Origin of the sequence: Bradyrhizobium elkanii USDA 76 (assembly GCF_023278185.1) — a bacterium.
In the GTDB taxonomy this organism is placed as follows: Bacteria; Pseudomonadota; Alphaproteobacteria; order Rhizobiales; family Xanthobacteraceae; genus Bradyrhizobium; species Bradyrhizobium elkanii.
Genome location: NZ_CP066356.1, coordinates 2,450,287 through 2,468,085, shown reverse-complemented (window position 1 = coordinate 2,468,085; position 17,799 = coordinate 2,450,287). Strand labels below are relative to the sequence as shown.

The 17,799-nt window shown below is 65.6% G+C and carries 16 protein-coding genes and 1 pseudogene; 8 read left to right on the top strand and 9 right to left on the bottom strand.

Features of this window, described 5'->3' with window-relative positions:
• Nucleotides 1-20: 20 nt before the first annotated feature.
• The 3 genes from sorA (at nucleotide 21) to JEY66_RS11825 (ending at nucleotide 2,025) form a co-directional block, all read left to right on the top strand.
• Entirely contained in the window at nucleotides 21-1,220 is a 1,200-nt protein-coding gene (gene sorA, locus JEY66_RS11835; protein WP_026193228.1) for a SorA family sulfite dehydrogenase catalytic subunit, read from the top strand.
• 11 nt (nucleotides 1,221-1,231) lie between these two features.
• Complete coding sequence (gene sorB, locus JEY66_RS11830; RefSeq protein ID WP_018273292.1) at nucleotides 1,232-1,543, top strand: SorB family sulfite dehydrogenase c-type cytochrome subunit; 312 nt, start codon at nucleotides 1,232-1,234, stop codon at nucleotides 1,541-1,543.
• Between the two features lie 281 nt (nucleotides 1,544-1,824).
• The gene (locus tag JEY66_RS11825) at nucleotides 1,825-2,025 is read left to right on the top strand and encodes a cold-shock protein (protein WP_016842427.1); all 201 of its coding nucleotides are present in this window, start codon (nucleotides 1,825-1,827) and stop codon (nucleotides 2,023-2,025) included.
• A 203-nt stretch (nucleotides 2,026-2,228) separates the two neighbouring features.
• Here the strand turns inward: JEY66_RS11825 and JEY66_RS11820 are convergent, their stop codons facing one another.
• The 3 genes from JEY66_RS11820 to JEY66_RS11810 form a co-directional block, all read right to left on the bottom strand.
• The gene (locus JEY66_RS11820) at nucleotides 2,229-4,301 is read right to left on the bottom strand and encodes a tetratricopeptide repeat protein (protein ID WP_016842426.1); all 2,073 of its coding nucleotides are present in this window, start codon (nucleotides 4,299-4,301) and stop codon (nucleotides 2,229-2,231) included.
• Nucleotides 4,302-4,509: 208 nt separating this feature from the next.
• Nucleotides 4,510-5,133, bottom strand: a complete 624-nt coding sequence (locus tag JEY66_RS11815) for a hypothetical protein (RefSeq protein WP_018273294.1) — start codon at nucleotides 5,131-5,133, stop codon at nucleotides 4,510-4,512.
• 120 nt (nucleotides 5,134-5,253) lie between these two features.
• Complete coding sequence (locus JEY66_RS11810; protein WP_018273295.1) at nucleotides 5,254-5,718, bottom strand: Lrp/AsnC ligand binding domain-containing protein; 465 nt, start codon at nucleotides 5,716-5,718, stop codon at nucleotides 5,254-5,256.
• Between the two features lie 114 nt (nucleotides 5,719-5,832).
• On the opposite strand from JEY66_RS11810, the gene putA reads away from it, so the two are divergent.
• Together putA and JEY66_RS11800 are read left to right on the top strand one after the other, a co-directional pair.
• A complete protein-coding gene (gene putA / locus JEY66_RS11805) occupies nucleotides 5,833-8,841 on the top strand; it encodes a bifunctional proline dehydrogenase/L-glutamate gamma-semialdehyde dehydrogenase PutA (protein ID WP_018273296.1) in 3,009 nt (1,002 codons plus the stop codon).
• A 299-nt stretch (nucleotides 8,842-9,140) separates the two neighbouring features.
• On the top strand, nucleotides 9,141-10,346 hold the full coding sequence (locus tag JEY66_RS11800; RefSeq protein WP_016842420.1) for a CaiB/BaiF CoA transferase family protein: 1,206 nt from the start codon (nucleotides 9,141-9,143) through the stop codon (nucleotides 10,344-10,346).
• A 25-nt stretch (nucleotides 10,347-10,371) separates the two neighbouring features.
• Here the strand turns inward: JEY66_RS11800 and JEY66_RS11795 are convergent, their stop codons facing one another.
• From JEY66_RS11795 to JEY66_RS11785, 3 genes are all read right to left on the bottom strand, one after another.
• On the bottom strand, nucleotides 10,372-10,536 hold the full coding sequence (locus JEY66_RS11795; RefSeq protein ID WP_016842419.1) for a hypothetical protein: 165 nt from the start codon (nucleotides 10,534-10,536) through the stop codon (nucleotides 10,372-10,374).
• A 99-nt stretch (nucleotides 10,537-10,635) separates the two neighbouring features.
• Complete coding sequence (locus tag JEY66_RS11790) at nucleotides 10,636-12,183, bottom strand: hypothetical protein (RefSeq protein ID WP_016842418.1); 1,548 nt, start codon at nucleotides 12,181-12,183, stop codon at nucleotides 10,636-10,638.
• A gap of 194 nt (nucleotides 12,184-12,377) precedes the next feature.
• The gene (locus JEY66_RS11785; protein ID WP_016842417.1) at nucleotides 12,378-13,448 is read right to left on the bottom strand and encodes a hypothetical protein; all 1,071 of its coding nucleotides are present in this window, start codon (nucleotides 13,446-13,448) and stop codon (nucleotides 12,378-12,380) included.
• 204 nt (nucleotides 13,449-13,652) lie between these two features.
• Here JEY66_RS11785 and JEY66_RS11780 point away from each other — a divergent pair, with 204 nt between their 5' ends.
• The 3 genes from JEY66_RS11780 to JEY66_RS11770 all read left to right on the top strand — a co-directional run bounded on the left by JEY66_RS11780 (nucleotide 13,653) and on the right by JEY66_RS11770 (nucleotide 15,587).
• The gene (locus JEY66_RS11780; RefSeq protein WP_018273297.1) at nucleotides 13,653-14,027 is read left to right on the top strand and encodes a Crp/Fnr family transcriptional regulator; all 375 of its coding nucleotides are present in this window, start codon (nucleotides 13,653-13,655) and stop codon (nucleotides 14,025-14,027) included.
• Nucleotides 14,024-14,833: an MBL fold metallo-hydrolase gene (locus JEY66_RS11775; RefSeq protein ID WP_018273298.1), complete on the top strand. Its 810-nt coding sequence runs from the start codon at nucleotides 14,024-14,026 to the stop codon at nucleotides 14,831-14,833. The genes JEY66_RS11780 and JEY66_RS11775 overlap by 4 nt, the downstream gene beginning before the upstream one ends.
• A gap of 139 nt (nucleotides 14,834-14,972) precedes the next feature.
• Entirely contained in the window at nucleotides 14,973-15,587 is a 615-nt protein-coding gene (locus tag JEY66_RS11770) for a glutathione S-transferase family protein (protein ID WP_016842412.1), read from the top strand.
• 86 nt (nucleotides 15,588-15,673) lie between these two features.
• On the opposite strand, the gene JEY66_RS11765 is transcribed toward JEY66_RS11770, so the two are convergent.
• From JEY66_RS11765 to JEY66_RS11755, 3 genes and pseudogenes are all read right to left on the bottom strand, one after another.
• On the bottom strand, nucleotides 15,674-16,168 hold the full coding sequence (locus JEY66_RS11765; protein WP_016842411.1) for a TPM domain-containing protein: 495 nt from the start codon (nucleotides 16,166-16,168) through the stop codon (nucleotides 15,674-15,676).
• Between the two features lie 2 nt (nucleotides 16,169-16,170).
• A complete protein-coding gene (locus JEY66_RS11760) occupies nucleotides 16,171-17,067 on the bottom strand; it encodes a TPM domain-containing protein (RefSeq protein ID WP_018273299.1) in 897 nt (298 codons plus the stop codon).
• 21 nt (nucleotides 17,068-17,088) lie between these two features.
• Nucleotides 17,089-17,701: pseudogene (locus JEY66_RS11755) on the bottom strand (LemA family protein).
• Nucleotides 17,702-17,799: the final 98 nt, after the last annotated feature.

Sequence of the window (17,799 nt, the reverse complement as noted above, 5' to 3'; positions counted from 1 at the left end):
ACAGCTTCGGAGGAAGCGGAATGCTCGATCGACGAGACTTGATGAAGCGTGCCGGATTGGCCGCTTTGGTGACGGGGCTGGGATCAAGGGGCGCATTCGCCCTCGACACCGTGACGCTGCCCTTTGGCAATGGCGAGCGCCCGCTCGTGCGCTACCCGCAGAAGCGCCCGATGATCGGCCTGACCGCCCGCCCGCCGCAGCTGGAAACGCCGTTTGCGATCTTCAACGACGGCCCGATCACGCCGAACAATGCGTTCTTCGTCCGCTATCACCTCGCCGACCTCCCCTACAATCTCGATCCGGACAAGTTCACGCTGGAGATCAAGGGCAAGGTCGACAAGCCGCTGAAGCTGTCGCTGAAGGACATCAGGAAGCTGAAGGCGACCGAGATCGTGGCCGTCAACCAGTGCTCCGGCAACAGCCGCGGCTTCTTCAGTCCGCGTGTCGCCGGCGGCCAGCTCGGCAACGGCGCGATGGGCTGCGCGCGCTGGCACGGCGTGCCGCTGAAGACCGTGCTCGACATGGCCGGCGTGCAGGCCGGAGCCAAGCAGGTCACCTTCAACGGCATGGACGGCCCGGTCAGCGACAAGACGCCGGATTTCGTCAAGGCGCTCGACATCGACCACGCACGCGACGGCGAGGTGATGCTGGCCTGGGGCATGAACGGCGAGGACCTGCCGTTCCTCAACGGCTTCCCGCTCCGCCTCGTGGTGCCCGGCTATTACGGCACGTATTGGGTGAAGCACCTCAACGAGATCACCGTGATCGACAACGTGTTCGAGGGCTTCTGGATGAAGTCCGCCTACCGGATACCGGATACGCCGAACAATGCGGTCGAGCCCGGCACCGCACCGAAGGCGACGATCCCGATCAATCGCTTCACGGTGCGCTCGTTCATCACCAGCGTTGCCGACGGCGCCAAGCTGAAGGCCGGCCGCACCATGCTGCGCGGCATCGCCTTCGACGGCGGCAAGGGCATCAAGGAGGTGATGGTCTCGACCGATGGCGGCAAGAACTGGACGCCGGCCAAGCTCGGCAAGGACCTCGGCAAATACGCCTTCCGCGAATGGAAGCTGCCGGTGAAGCTCGCGGCCGGTCCCGCAGAGCTGAAGGTGCGCGCCACCAACAAAGCCGGCGACACCCAGCCGATGGATCCGTTGTGGAATCCGGCCGGCTATCTGCGCAACGTCGTCGAAACCGTGCGCGTCACCGCGGCGTGAGGAGAAGCATCATGACCAGCAAGCTGCTTCCATCCCTCGCCACGATCGCCGCGCTGTCGATCGGCGCCGCCGTCGCCGCGCCCGTGAACTACACGGTCCCCGAGGAGACCGCGGCCTTCAAGCCGGGCCCCAACCTCGAGGTGGTGCAAAACAACTGCACCGCCTGCCACTCGGCCGACTACATCAAGACCCAGCCGCAGGGCGAGAAGTTCAAGAAGGATTTCTGGCAGGCCGAGGTGACCAAGATGATCAAGGTCTACGGTGCGCCGATCGACGAAGCCGACGTCGGCAAGATCGTCGAATACCTCTCCGCGACCTATTGAGACGGCCGGTCGATCCCCGCGCGCCGGCCGGAAAAGCCGCGCGCGGGACGATCGATCCAATTCGGTACACCGGAACCGATCCGTTTTTGCAGCGCATCAATTGACCACGAAACGGGCAATCCGGCGTCAAACCCCCGCAAAGCGGGTTGTTTCCGGCCAAAAACACACCGTCGTTTGATCTACCCAGCTTTTTTCAAACTGCTATCCTGTCGTCGCGGACAAGCCGGTTTGTGCGGGGGCCGGCTGGTCTGTTTTCGATTGCTTCCGCGGAGACGACTGGAATGCCCAAAGGTACAGTGAAGTGGTTCAACCCGACGAAGGGCTATGGATTCATCCAGCCCGCAACGGGCGGCAAGGACATTTTCGTGCATATTTCAGCAGTTCAGAAGGCTGGTCTTCAGACCCTGAACGAAGGCCAATCCGTCGAGTACGAAGAGATCGCTAATCGCGGCAAGACGTCAGCCGAGAATCTCAAGGTCTAGCGTATCAGCGCCAGATCCGGCGGCGCACTCTCGGATACCGTCCGGGAGTGGGGGCCGACCCAACATCAGACAACGTGACGTTCGGCGGGGCGGGCACGATGCCCGCGCGCCACGCCGTTGAGCTTTTTTTCGGCCGCCATCGCCAGCGCGCGCCGACGTTCATCCTTTGCTCCAGCAAAGCGCGCGGCCGCTGAGTTGCCGCGTCACAGGCAGGTGCCGCTCTGGCCGTTGCCGCACGGCACCCGCTTCGACAGCTCCTGAACCTTGCGCTTCGACTCGGCCTGCGCCAGCACGTCGAACACGCTTGCCGGCGTGAGCTGCGTTGCCTTGCGGAAGTCCTCGGTCGCCTTGTCGGCATGGTTGAGCGCCTCCTGCGCCTTGGCGCGGGCGAACAGGCCCTCCACCGTCTCCTTCTGCGCAATCGCCCGGTCGAGATCCTCGACCGCCTTGTCGTAGTTGCGCAACGCCGACCAGGTGATGCCGCGCAATGTCAGCGCCGGCTGATAATCGGGCCGCGCAGAGAGGATGAAGTTGAGATCCTTCATCGCGTTATCCGGCTTCTTCAGCCCGAGATAGGCCCGGGCGCGCAGCACATGCGGGAAGGCATCGTTGGGCGCCCGCGTGATGATCTGGTCGAAGGCAGCGATGGCGCGGTCGTACTGTGACGAGGTCAGCATCGCGAGCCCGCGGCCGAGTTGGGCCGTCGGATTGTTCGGGCTTCGCTCCAGCACAGCGTCGATATCGACCAGCCCCTCATCGGCACGGCCCTTGAGCATCAGCGCGAGGCCGCGCCACGATTTGGCGACCAGATTGGTCGGCACCAGCGCCAGGGCCTGATCGAAATCCAGCAGCGCCTTGTCGAGCTGGTTGAGACCGATATGGGCGAGCCCGCGCTCGGTGAAGGCGAGCGTCTCCTTGGGATTCAGCGAGATCGAATGATCGTAGTCGGCGAGTGCGTCCTGCACCTTGCCGGTGCCGGCCTTGACGAGGCCGCGCGCCAGATAGGCCAACGAATTGTTCTGATCGAGCGTGATGGCACGGCCGGCATCAGCCATGGCCTCATCGAACTGCCGCATGCCGGCGGCATTGAGCGCGCGGGACGCCAACAGCTGCGGATCGTCCGGCTTGAGCTTGAGCAGGGCATTGAGATCGTTGCGCGCGTCCGCCAACCGGCCGAGCCTTGAATAGGCCAGTGCACGCAGGCGCAGCGCAGCCTCGTTGCGGGGGTCGCCGCCCAGCACCTGGGTGAGATTGGCAACGGCGCCCGCGTTGTTACCCTGTGCGACGAACTGCTTGGCCTGCTCGACCTGCTGGTTACCCGCCGCCGGCGCGGCTGGCCGCCCCGCCATTGCACCTGGCGGCGGTGCGGCCTGTGGCGGCGCGGCGCCGCCTGCTGCCTTGGCGAGTTCGGCCTGCATCGCGACCGCCTGCTGGCGCTGCTGCTGGATTTCCTTGTTGTCGGGAAGAACCGTCAACAGCCGGTCGAAGTCGGCAATCGCGCGGGCATAGTCGCCCTTGGCGCTGTAGAGCTGGGCACGGGCGAAATAGGCGTTGCGCTCGGCCTGCGGCGCCTGCGCGATCGCGCGCGAGAAATCTTCGATCGCGCGATCCATGTCGCCCTTGCGGCGATAGGCCTGACCGCGCCAGTAGAACGCATTCGGCGTGCTCGCGTTGACGGCAATCGCGGTGTTGGCGTCGGCCAGCGCCGCATCTGGCTGTCCGGATTCGACATGAGCCCGCGCGCGCCCGACATGGGCAGCGGGGAGATCCGGCCGCAACGTGATCGCCTGACCGTAATCCGAGATCGCATCGCTCCAGGCGTGCTGGTCGGCGCGAAGATTGCCGCGCGCCAGGAAGCCGAACGGGTTCTTCGGCTCGAGCTCGATCGCGCGATCGAAATCGGCGCGGGCCTGATCCGGGCTGCCCTTGCGTTGCTGGACATAGCCGCGCGCGATCAGCGCCGGCACGAATTGTCCATTCAGCTGCACCGCCGCATCGGCATCGCTGAGGGCCTGATCGATCTTGCCGCGCGCGATGTTAAATCGCGAGCGGCCGGTGAAGGCCTTGGTGCGATCCTCCGTGGAGCGTGCGGTATCGTTGATGATGCCCGAGCACGCCGCCTCGGCCTTGTCCGTCGGCGGCCCGCCGCAATCCTCGACATCGCTCGCGCGGGCCGGGCCGGCGAACACAGGCCCAAGCAGCAACGCAAGCGCCAGCAGCTGTGGGAAACGAACGCCGCCGGCGGCGGCATCAATGCAGATCGAGCGTGAACGCATGTGGTAGCCTCGGGTGACCGAATGCTGCCGGTGTTAACGCGTCACTTGGTTCTTATGGTGATGGGCGCTGAACGTATTTTTTGGAACCATATCGTTCGAAGCTTACTGTTCGAATCCTGACGTTCGGTTCCAGCGTCACGCGGAACGCTATCCCTGCGATCAATGAGGATGGAACAGCGCGGAACGCGCAGCTGCAATGCGCAGCCGTTCAATCTTCCGTCACCCATTTGGCGACGGTCATGACGTCAGGCGGTTGCAGATAGCCGCGGGGCCACAGATCGACGGCCCATTCCACCTTGGTCGCGCGTTCGACGAGAACGGCGGTATTGTGCGGCGTTTGCGCCAACGAAAATCCGCGGTAGTGGGGATCCCCGACGTCGTGAAACCTGAACAGGTTCCACGCCTGCATCACCAGCATCAGGCTGGTCGTGTTCCGCGTGGTGTCCCAGCAATCATAATTATGCTTGTCGTCGTTGGCGCGAAAATCCGCTTTCGCCACGCGCTTGTCGGTGCCGAGGATCGGCCCCATGCGGCGGTCGAACCAGATCACGGCCTTTTGCACGGCCGCGCGTTCGGCAGCGGCATTGGCGCGGCCCGCGGCCATGATCTTGGCCAGGGCCGCTCGGTCGGCTGCGCTGAAGTCGAGCATCTCGCGACGTCGGCAGACGAAGCCGTAACAGACCGTCATCCCCGTCGCCGATGGCGGATAGATCGAGACCGAGGTGTAGAGCTGCATGATGCCGGAGCTGAGTTCGGCCGCGCGGGCCGGCATGGCTGACGGCAACGACAGCATGAGCACAGCAAGCGCGCCGGCAAATCCGGCCCGCTTCATTCGTATCGGCTGATCGGCATCTTTCATGAACCACTGCCCCAACTCGACCAAAGGATTATCGCGGGTGCGTCGCGATGCCAAGACATCCGGCGCATGGCTGTGGATCGGACCGGGCGCATGTCAGCCGACCGGCAGCGGCGCGTCGCGCTTGACTTCCTCCATCACCGCGTAGGTTCGCGTCTCGCGCACGCCCGGCAGCGCCAGCAGGGTCTCGCCGAGAAACCTGCGATAGGCGGTCATGTTGGCGACCCGCGCCTTGACCAGATAGTCGAAGCCGCCGGCCACCATGTGACATTCGAGCACTTCCGGCGCGGTCTGGACCGCCCTGGCGAACTTCTCGAATACGTCGGGCGTGGTCTTGTCGAGCAGCACCTCGACAAACACCAGCAGGCCAAGCCCGAGCCGGTGCGGATTGAGCCGCGCGCCATAGCCCTCGACGAAGCCGTCGCGCTGCAGCCGCTTCAGCCGTTCGCCGACCGAAGTCGGCGACAGGCCGATCCTCTCGGCCAGTTCCACATTGGCAATCCGGCCATCCCCTTGCAGGATCGAGAGGATTTTGCGGTCAGTCTTGTCGATTTCTGTCATATCTACGGCAACTCTCGAATTGATCCTGATTTTCTAAGACAAATCTGCTAATTTGTCTATCGAACTACGGTTCGCTAGCGCGTACGTGTTCCCACACAATCTCAAGGAACCGCCATGCCAGACCCGTCGCCGCTCCCGTCCCCGTTCAGCGCGCCCTACGCGCCCGACGACGCCGCCATCGCCGCCCGCCTGCGCCAGGACGCGAAGCTCGGCGCGGAGGCGGAGGCACGGATCGACCGCACCGCAACCCGCCTGATCGAGGCGATCCGGGCCAATGACGATCCGCTCGGCGGGGTCGAGGACATGCTGCGGGAGTTCGCGCTTTCGACCAAGGAAGGGCTGGCGCTGATGGTGCTGGCGGAGGCGCTGCTGCGGGTCCCGGACGCGCGCACCGCCGACCAGTTCATCGAGGACAAGCTCGGCCAGGGCGACTTCGTCAATCACGAGACCAGATCGAGCGCATTCCTGGTCAACGCCTCGGCCTGGGCGCTCGGCATGTCGGCGCGCGTGATCCAGCCCGGCGAGACGCCGCAGGGCACGATCGGGCGGCTGACCAAGCGGCTCGGTGCGCCGGCAGTGCGCGCCGCGACGCGGCAGGCGATGCGGCTGATGGGCAGCCATTTCGTGCTCGGCGAGACCATCGAGGCGGCGCTGTCGCGTGCGCAATCGCACACCGCACGCGGCTCGCGCTATTCGTTCGACATGCTCGGCGAGGGTGCGCGCACCGCCGACGATGCCCACCGCTATTTCGAATCCTACGCCCGCGCCATCGAAGCGATCGGCAAGGCGGCCGGCGATCAGCCCCTGCCCGATCGGCCCGGCATCTCGGTGAAACTCTCCGCGCTGCACCCGCGCTTCGAGGCGGTGAGCCACGCGCGGGTGATGACCGAGCTGGTGCCGCAGCTGATCGATCTCGCGCGCCGCGCCAAGGCGTTCGACCTCAACTTCACCGTCGATGCCGAGGAGGCCGACCGCCTGGAGCTGTCGCTCGACGTCATCGCCGCCGCGTTCGCCGACCCCTCGCTCGCCGGCTGGAGCGGCTTTGGCCTCGCCATCCAGGCCTATCAGAAGCGCGCCGCCGACGTCATCGACTATGTCGATGCGCTGACGCGCGCGCTGGACCGCAGCATGATGGTGCGCCTGGTCAAGGGCGCCTATTGGGACACCGAGATCAAGCGCGCGCAGGAGCGCGGGCTCGACGGCTATCCGGTGTTCACCCGCAAGGCGATGACCGACCTGAACTACGTCGCCTGCGCGCGCAAGCTGCTGGCGCTGCGGCCGCGGCTGTTTCCGCAATTCGCCACCCACAACGCGCTGACGGTCGCGACCATCCTCGACCTCGCCGACGATCCCTCGAGCTTCGAATTCCAGCGGCTGCACGGCATGGGCGAAGCGCTCTACGCCCAGCTCGGCGAGGACCGGCCCGAGATCGCCCACCGCACCTATGCGCCGGTCGGCAGCCACCGCGATTTGCTCGCCTATCTGGTGCGGCGGCTGCTCGAGAACGGCGCCAACTCGTCCTTCGTGGCGCTGGCCGCCGACAATCGCGTGTCCATCGTGGACCTGCTGCGCCGCCCGGCCGAAATCGTCGGCGCCGACGACAAGGCGTCGCACGCCGCGATTCCGTTGCCGGCCGAGCTTTATCGGCCGCAGCGCGAGAACTCGCACGGCATCGAATTCGGCGAACGCAAGGCGCTCGACACGCTGACGTCGGCGATCGCGGCCGAGCGGAAGGCCCCACCTTCCGTCACCCCATCAACAACCGAGCAGGCGAATGTTGCGGTCGCCGCGGCGCGCCGGGGCTTCAGGGCCTGGAACGCCACGCCGGCCACAAAACGTGCGGCGATCCTGGACAAGACCGCGGGCCTGCTCGAGCAGCGCCGCGCCCACTTCCTCGCTTTGCTGCAAAGCGAGGGCGGCAAGACGCTCGACGATGCGCTATCGGAAGTGCGCGAGGCGATCGACTTCTGCCGCTATTATGCCGCGCTGGGGCAAAAGCTGTTCGGTGAAGGCGAGACGATGCCGGGTCCGACCGGCGAAAGCAATGTGCTGGAGCTGCACGGCCGCGGCGCGTTCGTCGCGATCTCGCCGTGGAATTTCCCGCTGGCGATCTTCCTCGGCCAGGTGACGGCGGCATTGATGGCCGGCAATGCGGTGATCGCAAAGCCGGCCGAGCAGACGCCGCGCATCGCAGCCGAAGTGGTCGCGCTGCTGCATCAGGCCGGGGTGCCGCCATCGGCACTGCATCTGGTCCAGGGCGACGGCGCGGTCGGCGCCGCGCTGGTGGCGCATCCCGCCATCGCCGGCGTGGTCTTCACCGGCTCGACGGAGGTCGCGCGGTCGATCAACCGCACGCTCGCCGCCAAGGACGGCCCGATCGTGCCGCTGATCGCGGAAACCGGCGGCATCAATGCCATGATCGTCGACGCCACCGCGCTGCCCGAGCAGGTCGCCGACGACGTCGTGACCTCGGCGTTCCGCTCCGCCGGCCAGCGCTGCTCGGCGCTGCGGCTGCTGTTCGTGCAGGACGACGTCGCCGACCGCATGATCGAGATGATCGCGGGCGCCGCGCGCGAATTGAAGATCGGCGATCCCTCGGAACCGTCGACGCATATCGGACCGGTGATCGATGCCGAGGCCAAGCAGCGGCTCGACGCGCATATCGCGCGGATGAAGCAGGAGGCGCGGGTGCATCTCGCCGGCGAGGCGCCATCAGGCAATTTCGTCGCGCCGCACATCTTCGAGCTGTCGGCGGCCGGGCAACTGAAGGAAGAAGTGTTCGGCCCGATCCTGCACGTGGTGCGCTACCGCGCCGACAAGCTCGGCGAGGTGCTGACCGCGATCGAGGCGACCGGGTTCGGGCTGACGCTCGGCATCCATTCCCGCATCGACGACACGATCGAGCACGTGATCGACCGCCTCCAGGTCGGTAACATCTATGTCAACCGCAACATGATCGGCGCCGTGGTCGGCGTGCAGCCGTTCGGCGGCAGCGGCCTGTCCGGCACCGGCCCCAAGGCCGGCGGCCCGCATTACCTCGCGCGCTTCGCCACCGAGCAGACGATCACGATCAACACCGCCGCCGCCGGCGGCAATGCGGCGCTGATGGCGGGGGTGGAGTAAGCGCTTCACCCTCCCCTGGAGGGGGAGGGTCGTGTCGCATCGCGCGAAGCGAGATGCGGCGCGGGGTGGGGTGAAGGTCCCTCCACGCGAACGCTGCCCGTGTTGAGAGATTCACCCCACCCCGTCTCACATTCGCTTCGCTCACTGTGAGCCGACCGTCCCCCTCCAGGGGAGGGTAAGAAAGTGCCGTTGCATCGTGCCCCCCAGATGGGTCAAATGGCGGTCCGATCGGGATCATTGCTTGCGATAATTCCAGCTACCGGAAAAACACCAACAAGCGCCACGGGAGCGACGGCACGATGGAAAAAGGCATTTTTGACGGGCTCAAGGTCCTGGACTGCGCGAGCTTCATCGCGGCGCCCGCGGCCGCCACCGTGCTGTCCGACTTCGGCGCCGACGTTATCAAGATCGAGCCACCCGGCGCCGGCGACCCCTATCGCAATCTGCCCAACCTGCCCGGCTATCCATCGAGCGAGCACAATTTCGCGTGGATGCTGGAAGCCCGCAACAAGAAGAGCCTCGCGCTCGACCTCACCAAGCCCGACGCGCAGCAGGTGCTGTACAAGCTCGTCGCCGAGGCCGACGTGTTCATCACCAACATGCCGCCGCAGGTGCGCCAGAAGCTCGGCATCACCCACGACCATCTTGCCCATCTCAACGACCGGCTGATCTACGCCTCCTTCACCGGCTATGGCGAGAAGGGCGAAGAGGCCAACAAGCCCGGCTTCGACTCCAACGCCTACTGGGCCCGTTCCGGCCTGATGGATCTGGTGCGCGCCGACGAGGAGACCACGCCGGCGCGTTCGGTCGCCGGCATGGGCGATCACCCCTGCGCGATGGCGTTCTACGGCGCGATCGTCACCGCGCTGTTCCAGCGCGAGAAGACCGGCAAGGGCTCGCACGTCTCGACCAATCTGATGGCCAACGGCGTCTGGGCCAACGGCGTGCTGGCGCAGGCCAAGCTCGCCGGCGCCAAGTTCAAGAAGCGCAAGCCGCGCGAAGAGGCGCTGAACGCGGTCACCAACCACTACAAGTGCAAGGACGGCCGCTGGCTGATCCTGTCGCTGCTCAACGAAGACCGGCAATGGCCGACGCTGGCGCGCTGCATGGGCCGCGAGGACCTCGTCGCCGATACCCGCTTCGCCACCAAGGCCGACCGCCATGCGCGCTCGGTCGAGCTGATCAAGATCTTCGACGAGGTGTTCGCCGGCAAGGACCTCGCCGAATGGCGCAAGATCCTCGACGGCAACGGTCTCGTGTTCGGCGTCGTCGGCATCCTCGACGACATCCCGAACGACAAGCAGATGATCGAGAACGAGGTGCTGGTGCGCTTCGAGAACGACACCATGCTGACCGTCAACAGCCCGATCTTCATCGACGGCGCGAGGAAGGTGCAGCCGCGCAAGCCGCCCGAGGTCGGCGAGCATTCCGACGAGATCCTGCGCCAGGCCGGTTACGACGAAGCCACGATCCAGAAGCTGCGCGCATCCGGCGCGGTGGCGTAGCGGACGATCCCCGACGAGCGTCGCTTCAGCGCGTCATCCAGGCCCAGACCAGGGCCACCGCGATGATGCCGACGATGACCGCGAGCCCGATCGCCCAGCTGCTGACGCGGACGGCGCTGACCGCCTGACGCTCGGCCTCGTTGGCCGCGATCTCGCGGTCGCGCTGCTTGTCGTCCTCGGGAGCGCTCATCGGCCGGTCTCCGCTCAAGGCTGGGCTGTTCGGGATATGGTCGCGACGCGGAATGTAGCATCGAATAATGACGCGCAGCCGCTTCGGTTCCGACCGAAATCACCGGCCCTTCACGAAGCACATCCCGATGCGCGAGGCCTTCCCGGCCACCTGGCAGGCAAGGCCCTCGGCACAGGTCCAGCCGCGGAAGCTGCGGTCGCTCTCGGCCGGCCTCGCGCCCGGCAGATAGCAGTGCGCGCCCCAGCCGTCGCTGTATTCGGTGCCGGCAAGCTCGGTGCTGCCGCGCGGCTGCGGCCGGTTGGAGAAGCCGCGCGAGAAGTCCGGCGCCTTGCCGTCGCGGAAGCTTGCAAGGATATCGCGGCGGCGAGGCTGGTCGCCGAAGAAATGCGGCGAGGCCGGCACCACGGTGGAGTTCGACGGCTTTGCCGCCATCCAGTCGACGCCGGGGAAATGGAAGCCGCCGATGCCACGGGTCTGGTGGCAGCCGGCGCAGGTGACATCGTTGAGGCGCCGCTCGAAGCCGGCCAGCGACTGGACGTTTTGCAGCTTCGTTCCGTCGGCCGCAGCCTTCTGCAGGGCGCCGACGACGTCACCGTCCGAGAACACCGCATTGCCGGCCGTGCCCTCGCCCTGCACCATGCCGAACTCGGGCTCCAACTCGCTGACATCGAAACCGGTCGGCGTCGGCGCGACCGCTGCGGTCGCGAGGAAGCGATCGGGGATCAGCAAGGTGCCGCGATCGAGCTCGGCAAAATGTTTGGGATCGAGCAGCCACGCCTTGAAGTCGCGCCTCAGCGCCTCGTCGGCCAAGATGCGGTCGCGATCGATCTGGTTCTCCAGCGGCGCTTCGGCAAAGCGCTTTGCCGCGCCGTCATAGTCGAACACTTTGAGCAGATAGTCGGTGCGGAAATCGCGCACCGCGGATTTCGGCGCGTGCGCGATCTGCAGATTGGTCTCGATGCGATCGATATTGCGCGCATCGATCAGGTCGAGCGGACCATCCTTGCCGGACAGTTTCTCCATCGCCGGCGGCGCGCTGCCGGTCGCGAGCCAGCGCCGCGCGATGTCGCGGCAGCCGAGCGATGCGTCGTTGCCGTCGCCCTTCGCCTTCAGCACAAGGTTCAGCGTCATCGGCAGCCGCTGCGACACCGCGTTCTCGCCGATCGGCGGCACATCGGTGCGGGTCAATCGGTAGATCAGCCGGATCTCGCCGCAGTCTTTCGGCGCCACATAGGCACGGTCCATGCGGTTGACGATGCCTGACAGCACGAAGCGGACGTCGGCGGATTCAAGCAGCGCGCGGTCGAACAGCTGAAACGCGAAGCCGTCGCCGACACCGATGCTCTCATTCGGCAGGCTTGACTTATGCTTTGCGACGTAGCGATCGAATTCGCGATCCAGCGCCTCGCGCACCGGCACCATCGCAGGCAAAGCGAACAGATCGCGGTTGGACGGCGGTGTGTCGGCGGAACGCTCGGGTGCGAGCATCCGGCCGAGGTTGAAGCGGCCGTGATCGAGCGCGCGCAGGATGGCGGGATCGATCACCGCCGCGCCGCGCTCGAGCGCGCGATCCTCGGCGGCACGCGCGGGCACGGCGCCGCAGAGCAGAACGGACATCAGCAGGAGGCATTTCAGCGCGCGGCTCATGCCCTCACTAACACCGCGCGGCAAACCCTATTCAAGAAAAAAGGCGCTTCACATCGTGGTGAAGCGCCTTGGTGTTGTCGTGTTGCGGAGATCATAGCGTTTTCGAGCGAAGTGGACCCCGGTTCGCGTGAAGAAAACGCGTCCAAGCGACGAGCTAGATCTTCGGTTCTGATTCAATCAGAATCGAGAATGCTCTAGCGCGAAACGATCAGGCCCTTGCTGGTGATGACCACCCAACGCCCATCCTGCTTGCGGATGGCGTCGACACGGCCGAGGCCCGGGACGGGGTCGCCGGCGTAAACCTCGTAGATGCCGCCGCGGCCCTCGATCAGCGCGCCGCCATTGCCGACGTCGCGCAGCGCCCAGCCGTCGACCACCGGCAGGCGGCCGACCTCGGGCCTGGGCGCGGCGGGCGCCGCCGCGGCAGTCGCCGGGGTGACCGAGCCCGTGACCTCGCGGGCGGGCGTCGCCGCGGCGACGGTCGTCTGCGGCGTGGCGCGAAGCTTGTCGACCGCCTCGCTGAGCTTGTTGAGCTTGGCCATCGGCTCGGCCTGGGCCTTCTCGACCTTCTCGATCCGGTCGCTGGCCTTGCTGAACTGGGCCTGGCCGGCCTTGGCGGTCTGCTCGACGCTGGCCTTCAGCGCGGCGATTTCGGACTCGATCCGGGCGAGCGCGGCATCGGCCGCTTCCTTCGCCGCCGCGTCCCTGGCAGCCGTATCCGTCGCGGAGGCGACGGCGGGGGTGGCAAGATGGCCGAGCCCCGCGGTCGCGAGCGCACCGCCGATGGCGCCGGCCACGGTCGCCAGCGCGATCACCGCGGCCATTGCCCCGATCCGGCGCGTGCCGGCCGGCTTGCCTGCCGCCTTGGCCGCCTGCTCGGCACCCGGCCTGGATGCGGTCGCCTCATGGTCCCAGGTGCGGTCACCCGGCGCCATGATCATCAGCTTGCCCGGAAAATGCGGCTCTTCCCGCTTGCCGGTCTCGACCTTGGGCACGTCCATATTGGTCGGCTCGACCTTGGCCTCGACCTTCGGCTCGATCATGGACTCGAGCTTGGGCTCGATCTTGGGCGGTTCAACCTTCGAGGGTTCAATCTTGGACGCGTCCATCCGGGGCGCGTCCGCCTTCGGCGACGTCTCTTCCTGCTCGGGCGCAAGCCGGGGAGCTTCGACACCGGCCGCGGCCGTCACGGGCTCGCTTTTCGCCGCCATTTCGGCGCCGGTTTGACCGCTGACCGGCTCGCTCTGCTGCTCACTCACGTTCAAAGTCTCCAGACTAGGTTGACAATTCGGTAACTTTTATTGCTTGCGAAATGGTTACCCCGCTCCGCCATTACCTAAATTTTAGGGAGTTTTCCGGGCCGGATTTGGGCGATGCTGCCCTGCGGCAATCTGCGCCACTTCCGTTTGCGCGCGGCGCTTTCCCGATTAACATACCGCCATCTTCCAGCCAGAAGGCAGGAGAGCGCCATGACGATCGAGAAATGCATCAAGGAATTTGGTGTCGATGACGTCATCTTTGAGGAAGGCTCGACCGGCCGCGAGCTGTTTGTCGTGCTCGACGGCAAGGTCGACATCGCCAAGATCGATCGCGGAAACAAGACTGTTATCGTCAGCCTCGGCAAGGGCGAATTCTTCGGCGAGATGGCCGTGATCGACGGCTCGGCGCGCTCGGCGACCGCAATCGCCTCCGCGCCCGCAACGCGGGTGATGCGGATCAACCACGCCCGCTTCGTCTATCTGGTCAGCCAGCAACCGGCGTTTGCGCTGATGGTGATGGATGCGCTCTCGAAGCGCCTGCGCGCATCCAACGCGGTCACTTACCGGACGGCGGCAACCCCATGAGCGACCGCAAGCCAAGTCCGTTCAAGACGCTGTTCGACGCCGAGGTCGCAACGCTGATCCAGGCCGCCGACGACGTCTATCAGATCCGCTTCAAGAACCGTGCGGCGAACGCCTATCTGGTGCGCGGCAGCAAGCGGACGATCATGATCGACGTCGGACTGTCGAGCAATTATCCATCGCTCGTCGCCTGTCTCAACCATCTCGGGATGACGCCCGAGATGATCGACATGGTGGTGCTGAGCCATGAGCATCTCGACCACATCGGCGCGGCCTATCATTTCCACGGCAGCGCCTATATCGCCGCGCACCGGCTCGCCGCCAACAAGATCATGCTGCGCGACGATTTCTCGATGCTGCGCAAGATGTTCAACGAGCCGAACGTGCCGATCGATATCGACATCTGGCTCGAGGAAGGCAACCTGATCGACCTCGGCAATTTCCGCCTCAACGTGATGTACACGCCCGGCCACACCTCGGCCTGCATCACGCTGTTCGACCAGGACAAGGGCCTGCTGTTCGCCGCGGACACGCTGATGCCTGGCGGCGTGATGGGCGGCGTGTTCGGCTCCGGCTCGATCGCCGACTACATCCAGTCGCTGGAGCGGCTGAAGGGCCTCAACTCGAAGATCCTGCTGTCGGGTCATGGCCGGCTGTCCGATACACCGCAGGACGATGTGCGGATCGCGCTGCAGCGCTCGCACGGCCTGCTCGAGGACACCGCGCAACTGTTCGACGCGCTCGATGCGCGCTCGAATTTCGAGCCGATCATGCAGTCGGTGCGCGACCTCAACAAGCTTGACGATTGAGCTCAGTCCTTCCCCGTCGTTGCGAGCCAACGGGTCGCAATGACGTTCGGGCGACCGAGCACCTTCACATTTGACAAATCCGCGCGCGGCCTGTTCAACAGCGGCAACAACAACGCTGAAGAAACAGGGAGCGAGGACCATGAAGCTTTACGACTCGATCGGACCCAATCCGCGCATCGTGCGCATGTTCATGGCGGAGAAGGGCATCGAGATACCCAAACAGACCGTCGACCTGCGCAAGGGCGAGAACCGCGAGACGGAACACCTGAAGCGCAATCCGCACGGCCAAATGCCGGCGCTCGAGCTGGACTGCGGCAACTACCTCTCCGAGATCACCGCGATCTGCGAATATCTCGAGGAGAAGCACCCCTCGCCCGCGATGATCGGCACCACGCCGGAAGAGCGCGCGGAATGCCGGATGTGGACGCGCCGCGTCGATCTCAACATCGCCGAGCCGCTCGCCAACGGCTACCGCTTCGGCGAAGCGCTGAAATTCTTCGAGAAGCGCATTCCCGTTGCGCCCGAAGCCTCGCCCGGCCTGAAGATGATCGCCGCCAACCGCATCAAGTGGCTTGATGACCAGATGGGCGACGGCCGCGACTACATCTGCGGCAAGCGCTTCACGCTCGCCGACATGCTGCTCTATTGCTGGCTCGATTTCGGCAACCAGGTCGGCCAGCCGCTCGACCAGTCGAACGCCAACATCGTCGCCTGGTTCAACCGCGTCGGCGCGCGGCCATCGGTGAAGGCGTAAGCGCGCCACTCGTCGTTGCGGGAATCCTGATGTTGTAGCGCGAGATTCGGGGTTCGATGCTCTCGCATCGCCCCGGAATGACGCGCTCAAATCACCACCGGCTTATCCGGCAGCTCATTCGGGCCGGCCGGAGGCGGAAAATATTTCGCCAGCTCGCGCGACACCGCCTCAATCCCCTTGATCACGCCCTGCTCGAAGCGGCCTGCCCGGAAATCCGTTTCCATCGTGCGGCAGATCGCCTCCCAGCCGGCATGGCCGACCTTCGCGTCGACGCCGCGGTCGGCGACGATCTCGACATCGCGGTCGGCGAGCAACAGATAGATCAGGACGCCATTGTTGTGATCGGTGTCCCAGATCCGCAAATGCGAGAACACGTCGAGCGCGCGCTCCCGTGCAGGCTGGTTGCGGAACAGCGGCACGCCGTCGAGCGCGCCCTCGACGACGAAACGGATCTGGCCGGAATGAGTGGCCTCGCCGGCCTTGATCGCCCGCTCGATGGCGTCGAGCACGCACGGCGGAAAATCACGCCGCACCCGCCAGCGGTGTTCGAGCAGATGCTTGCCGATGCGCTTGATGCCCATGCCTACCAGCTCCCCGAGGCGCCGCCGCCGCCGAAGCTGCCGCCTCCGCCGCTGAAGCCGCCGCTGTCGCTCGAGCTCGAGCCGCTGCTCCAGCCCCCGCCACCGGACCAGCCGCCGGAATAACCGCCGCCGCGCCGGTACGGTCCCGAGCCTGCCGCCGGACCGCCAAAGTTCAATCCGCCGAAGATCAGCGCCGCAACGGCGGCGAACAGGCCGACCACCAGCGCCGTGGCGAGCGAGCCGGCCATCATCCAGGTGAAGACGCCGACGATGCCGCCGGTCGCGACCGAGCCCAACAACCGCCCCAGCAGGGCGCGCAGGAAACCTGCCACAATGATGACGCCAAAGATCACGACCGGATTGGCGAAATCGACCAGGTTCGGCGCCTGCCAATGCTCGGGCTCCGGCGCCGGCAACTGCTCGCCATTGATCAGGCGGATCATCCGGTCGACGCCGGCCGAAATGCCGCCGGCGAAATCGCCGGCCTTGAATTTCGGCGTGATGTCTTCGTCGATGATGCGGTGGGTGACGGCATCGCTCAGCACGCCTTCGAGGCCGTAGCCGACCTCGATGCGCAAATGCCGGTCGTTCTTGGCGACGACAAGAAGCGCACCATCATCGACTTTCTTGCGCCCGATCTTCCAGGCCTCGGCCACGCGGATCGAGAACTGCTCGATGGTTTCTTCGCCGGTGGTCGGCACGATCAGGACCGCGATCTGGCTGCCCTTGCGGGCCTCCAGGTCCTTCAGCCGGTCGGTCAGCGATGCGATATCGCCGGCGGACAGCGTCCCGGTCTGGTCGACGACGCGGCCGGTGAGCGGAGGCACCGCGACCTCGGCCCATGCCGGGCACACGAAGCCCAGCAGGAAGGCGAGCAGGATAACGCGTGCGGCGGTCATCGCGATGCGCGCACTCCGGCGTTATTTCGACGGCGCCGGTGACGGATTATTGAAATCGACCTTCGGCGCGGTCGATATTTCCTTTTCATTGTCGACCGTGAAGTTGGGCTTCTCCTTGTAGCCGAACGCCATCGCGGTCAGATTGTTCGGGAAGGTGCGGATGCCGACGTTATAGTCCTGCACCGTCTTGATGTAGCGATTGCGCGCCACCGTGATGCGGTTCTCGGTACCCTCAAGCTGCGCCATCAGGTCGCGGAACAGCGCATCCGATTTCAGCTGCGGATAGTTTTCGGTGACGACCAGCAGCCGCGACAGCGCGCTGGTCAATTCGCCCTGCGCCTGCGTGAACTTCTGGAACGCTGCCGGATCGTTGAGCACCTCGGGCGTTGCCTGGATGCTGCCGACCTTGGCGCGCGCGTTGGTGACGCCGAGCAGCACGTCCTTCTCCTGCTGCGCAAAGCCCTTCACCGAGTTGACCAGGTTGGGCACGAGATCGGCGCGCCGCTGGTACTGGTTTCACCACCTCCGACCAGCTCGACTTGACCTGCTCGTCGTTGGTCTGGATCGCGTTGTAGCCGCAGTTGGTCAGGCTCAATGTCGCCAGCGCTGCGAGCACGGTCCAAAGCTTGCGCATGAAGATGGTCCTCCCCGGTGGATTCTGCATCAGCTTAACAGATTTTCGCCGGATAATCCCGTGCGGCGGATTTCGCGGCTTCTTTTGCGGATGATGAC

Bases quoted from the DNA above. Each gene is read 5' to 3' on its own strand.
- sorA (WP_026193228.1), top strand. From the start codon at position 21: ATGCTCGATCGACGAGACTTGATGAAGCGTGCCGGATTGGCCGCTTTG.
- sorB (WP_018273292.1), top strand. From the start codon at position 1,232: ATGACCAGCAAGCTGCTTCCATCCCTCGCCACGATCGCCGCGCTGTCG.
- JEY66_RS11825 (WP_016842427.1), top strand. From the start codon at position 1,825: ATGCCCAAAGGTACAGTGAAGTGGTTCAACCCGACGAAGGGCTATGGA.
- JEY66_RS11820 (WP_016842426.1), bottom strand. From the start codon at position 4,301: ATGCGTTCACGCTCGATCTGCATTGATGCCGCCGCCGGCGGCGTTCGT.
- JEY66_RS11815 (WP_018273294.1), bottom strand. From the start codon at position 5,133: ATGAAGCGGGCCGGATTTGCCGGCGCGCTTGCTGTGCTCATGCTGTCG.
- JEY66_RS11810 (WP_018273295.1), bottom strand. From the start codon at position 5,718: ATGACAGAAATCGACAAGACTGACCGCAAAATCCTCTCGATCCTGCAA.
- putA (WP_018273296.1), top strand. From the start codon at position 5,833: ATGCCAGACCCGTCGCCGCTCCCGTCCCCGTTCAGCGCGCCCTACGCG.
- JEY66_RS11800 (WP_016842420.1), top strand. From the start codon at position 9,141: ATGGAAAAAGGCATTTTTGACGGGCTCAAGGTCCTGGACTGCGCGAGC.
- JEY66_RS11795 (WP_016842419.1), bottom strand. From the start codon at position 10,536: ATGAGCGCTCCCGAGGACGACAAGCAGCGCGACCGCGAGATCGCGGCC.
- JEY66_RS11790 (WP_016842418.1), bottom strand. From the start codon at position 12,183: ATGAGCCGCGCGCTGAAATGCCTCCTGCTGATGTCCGTTCTGCTCTGC.
- JEY66_RS11780 (WP_018273297.1), top strand. From the start codon at position 13,653: ATGACGATCGAGAAATGCATCAAGGAATTTGGTGTCGATGACGTCATC.
- JEY66_RS11775 (WP_018273298.1), top strand. From the start codon at position 14,024: ATGAGCGACCGCAAGCCAAGTCCGTTCAAGACGCTGTTCGACGCCGAG.
- JEY66_RS11770 (WP_016842412.1), top strand. From the start codon at position 14,973: ATGAAGCTTTACGACTCGATCGGACCCAATCCGCGCATCGTGCGCATG.
- JEY66_RS11765 (WP_016842411.1), bottom strand. From the start codon at position 16,168: ATGGGCATCAAGCGCATCGGCAAGCATCTGCTCGAACACCGCTGGCGG.
- JEY66_RS11760 (WP_018273299.1), bottom strand. From the start codon at position 17,067: ATGACCGCCGCACGCGTTATCCTGCTCGCCTTCCTGCTGGGCTTCGTG.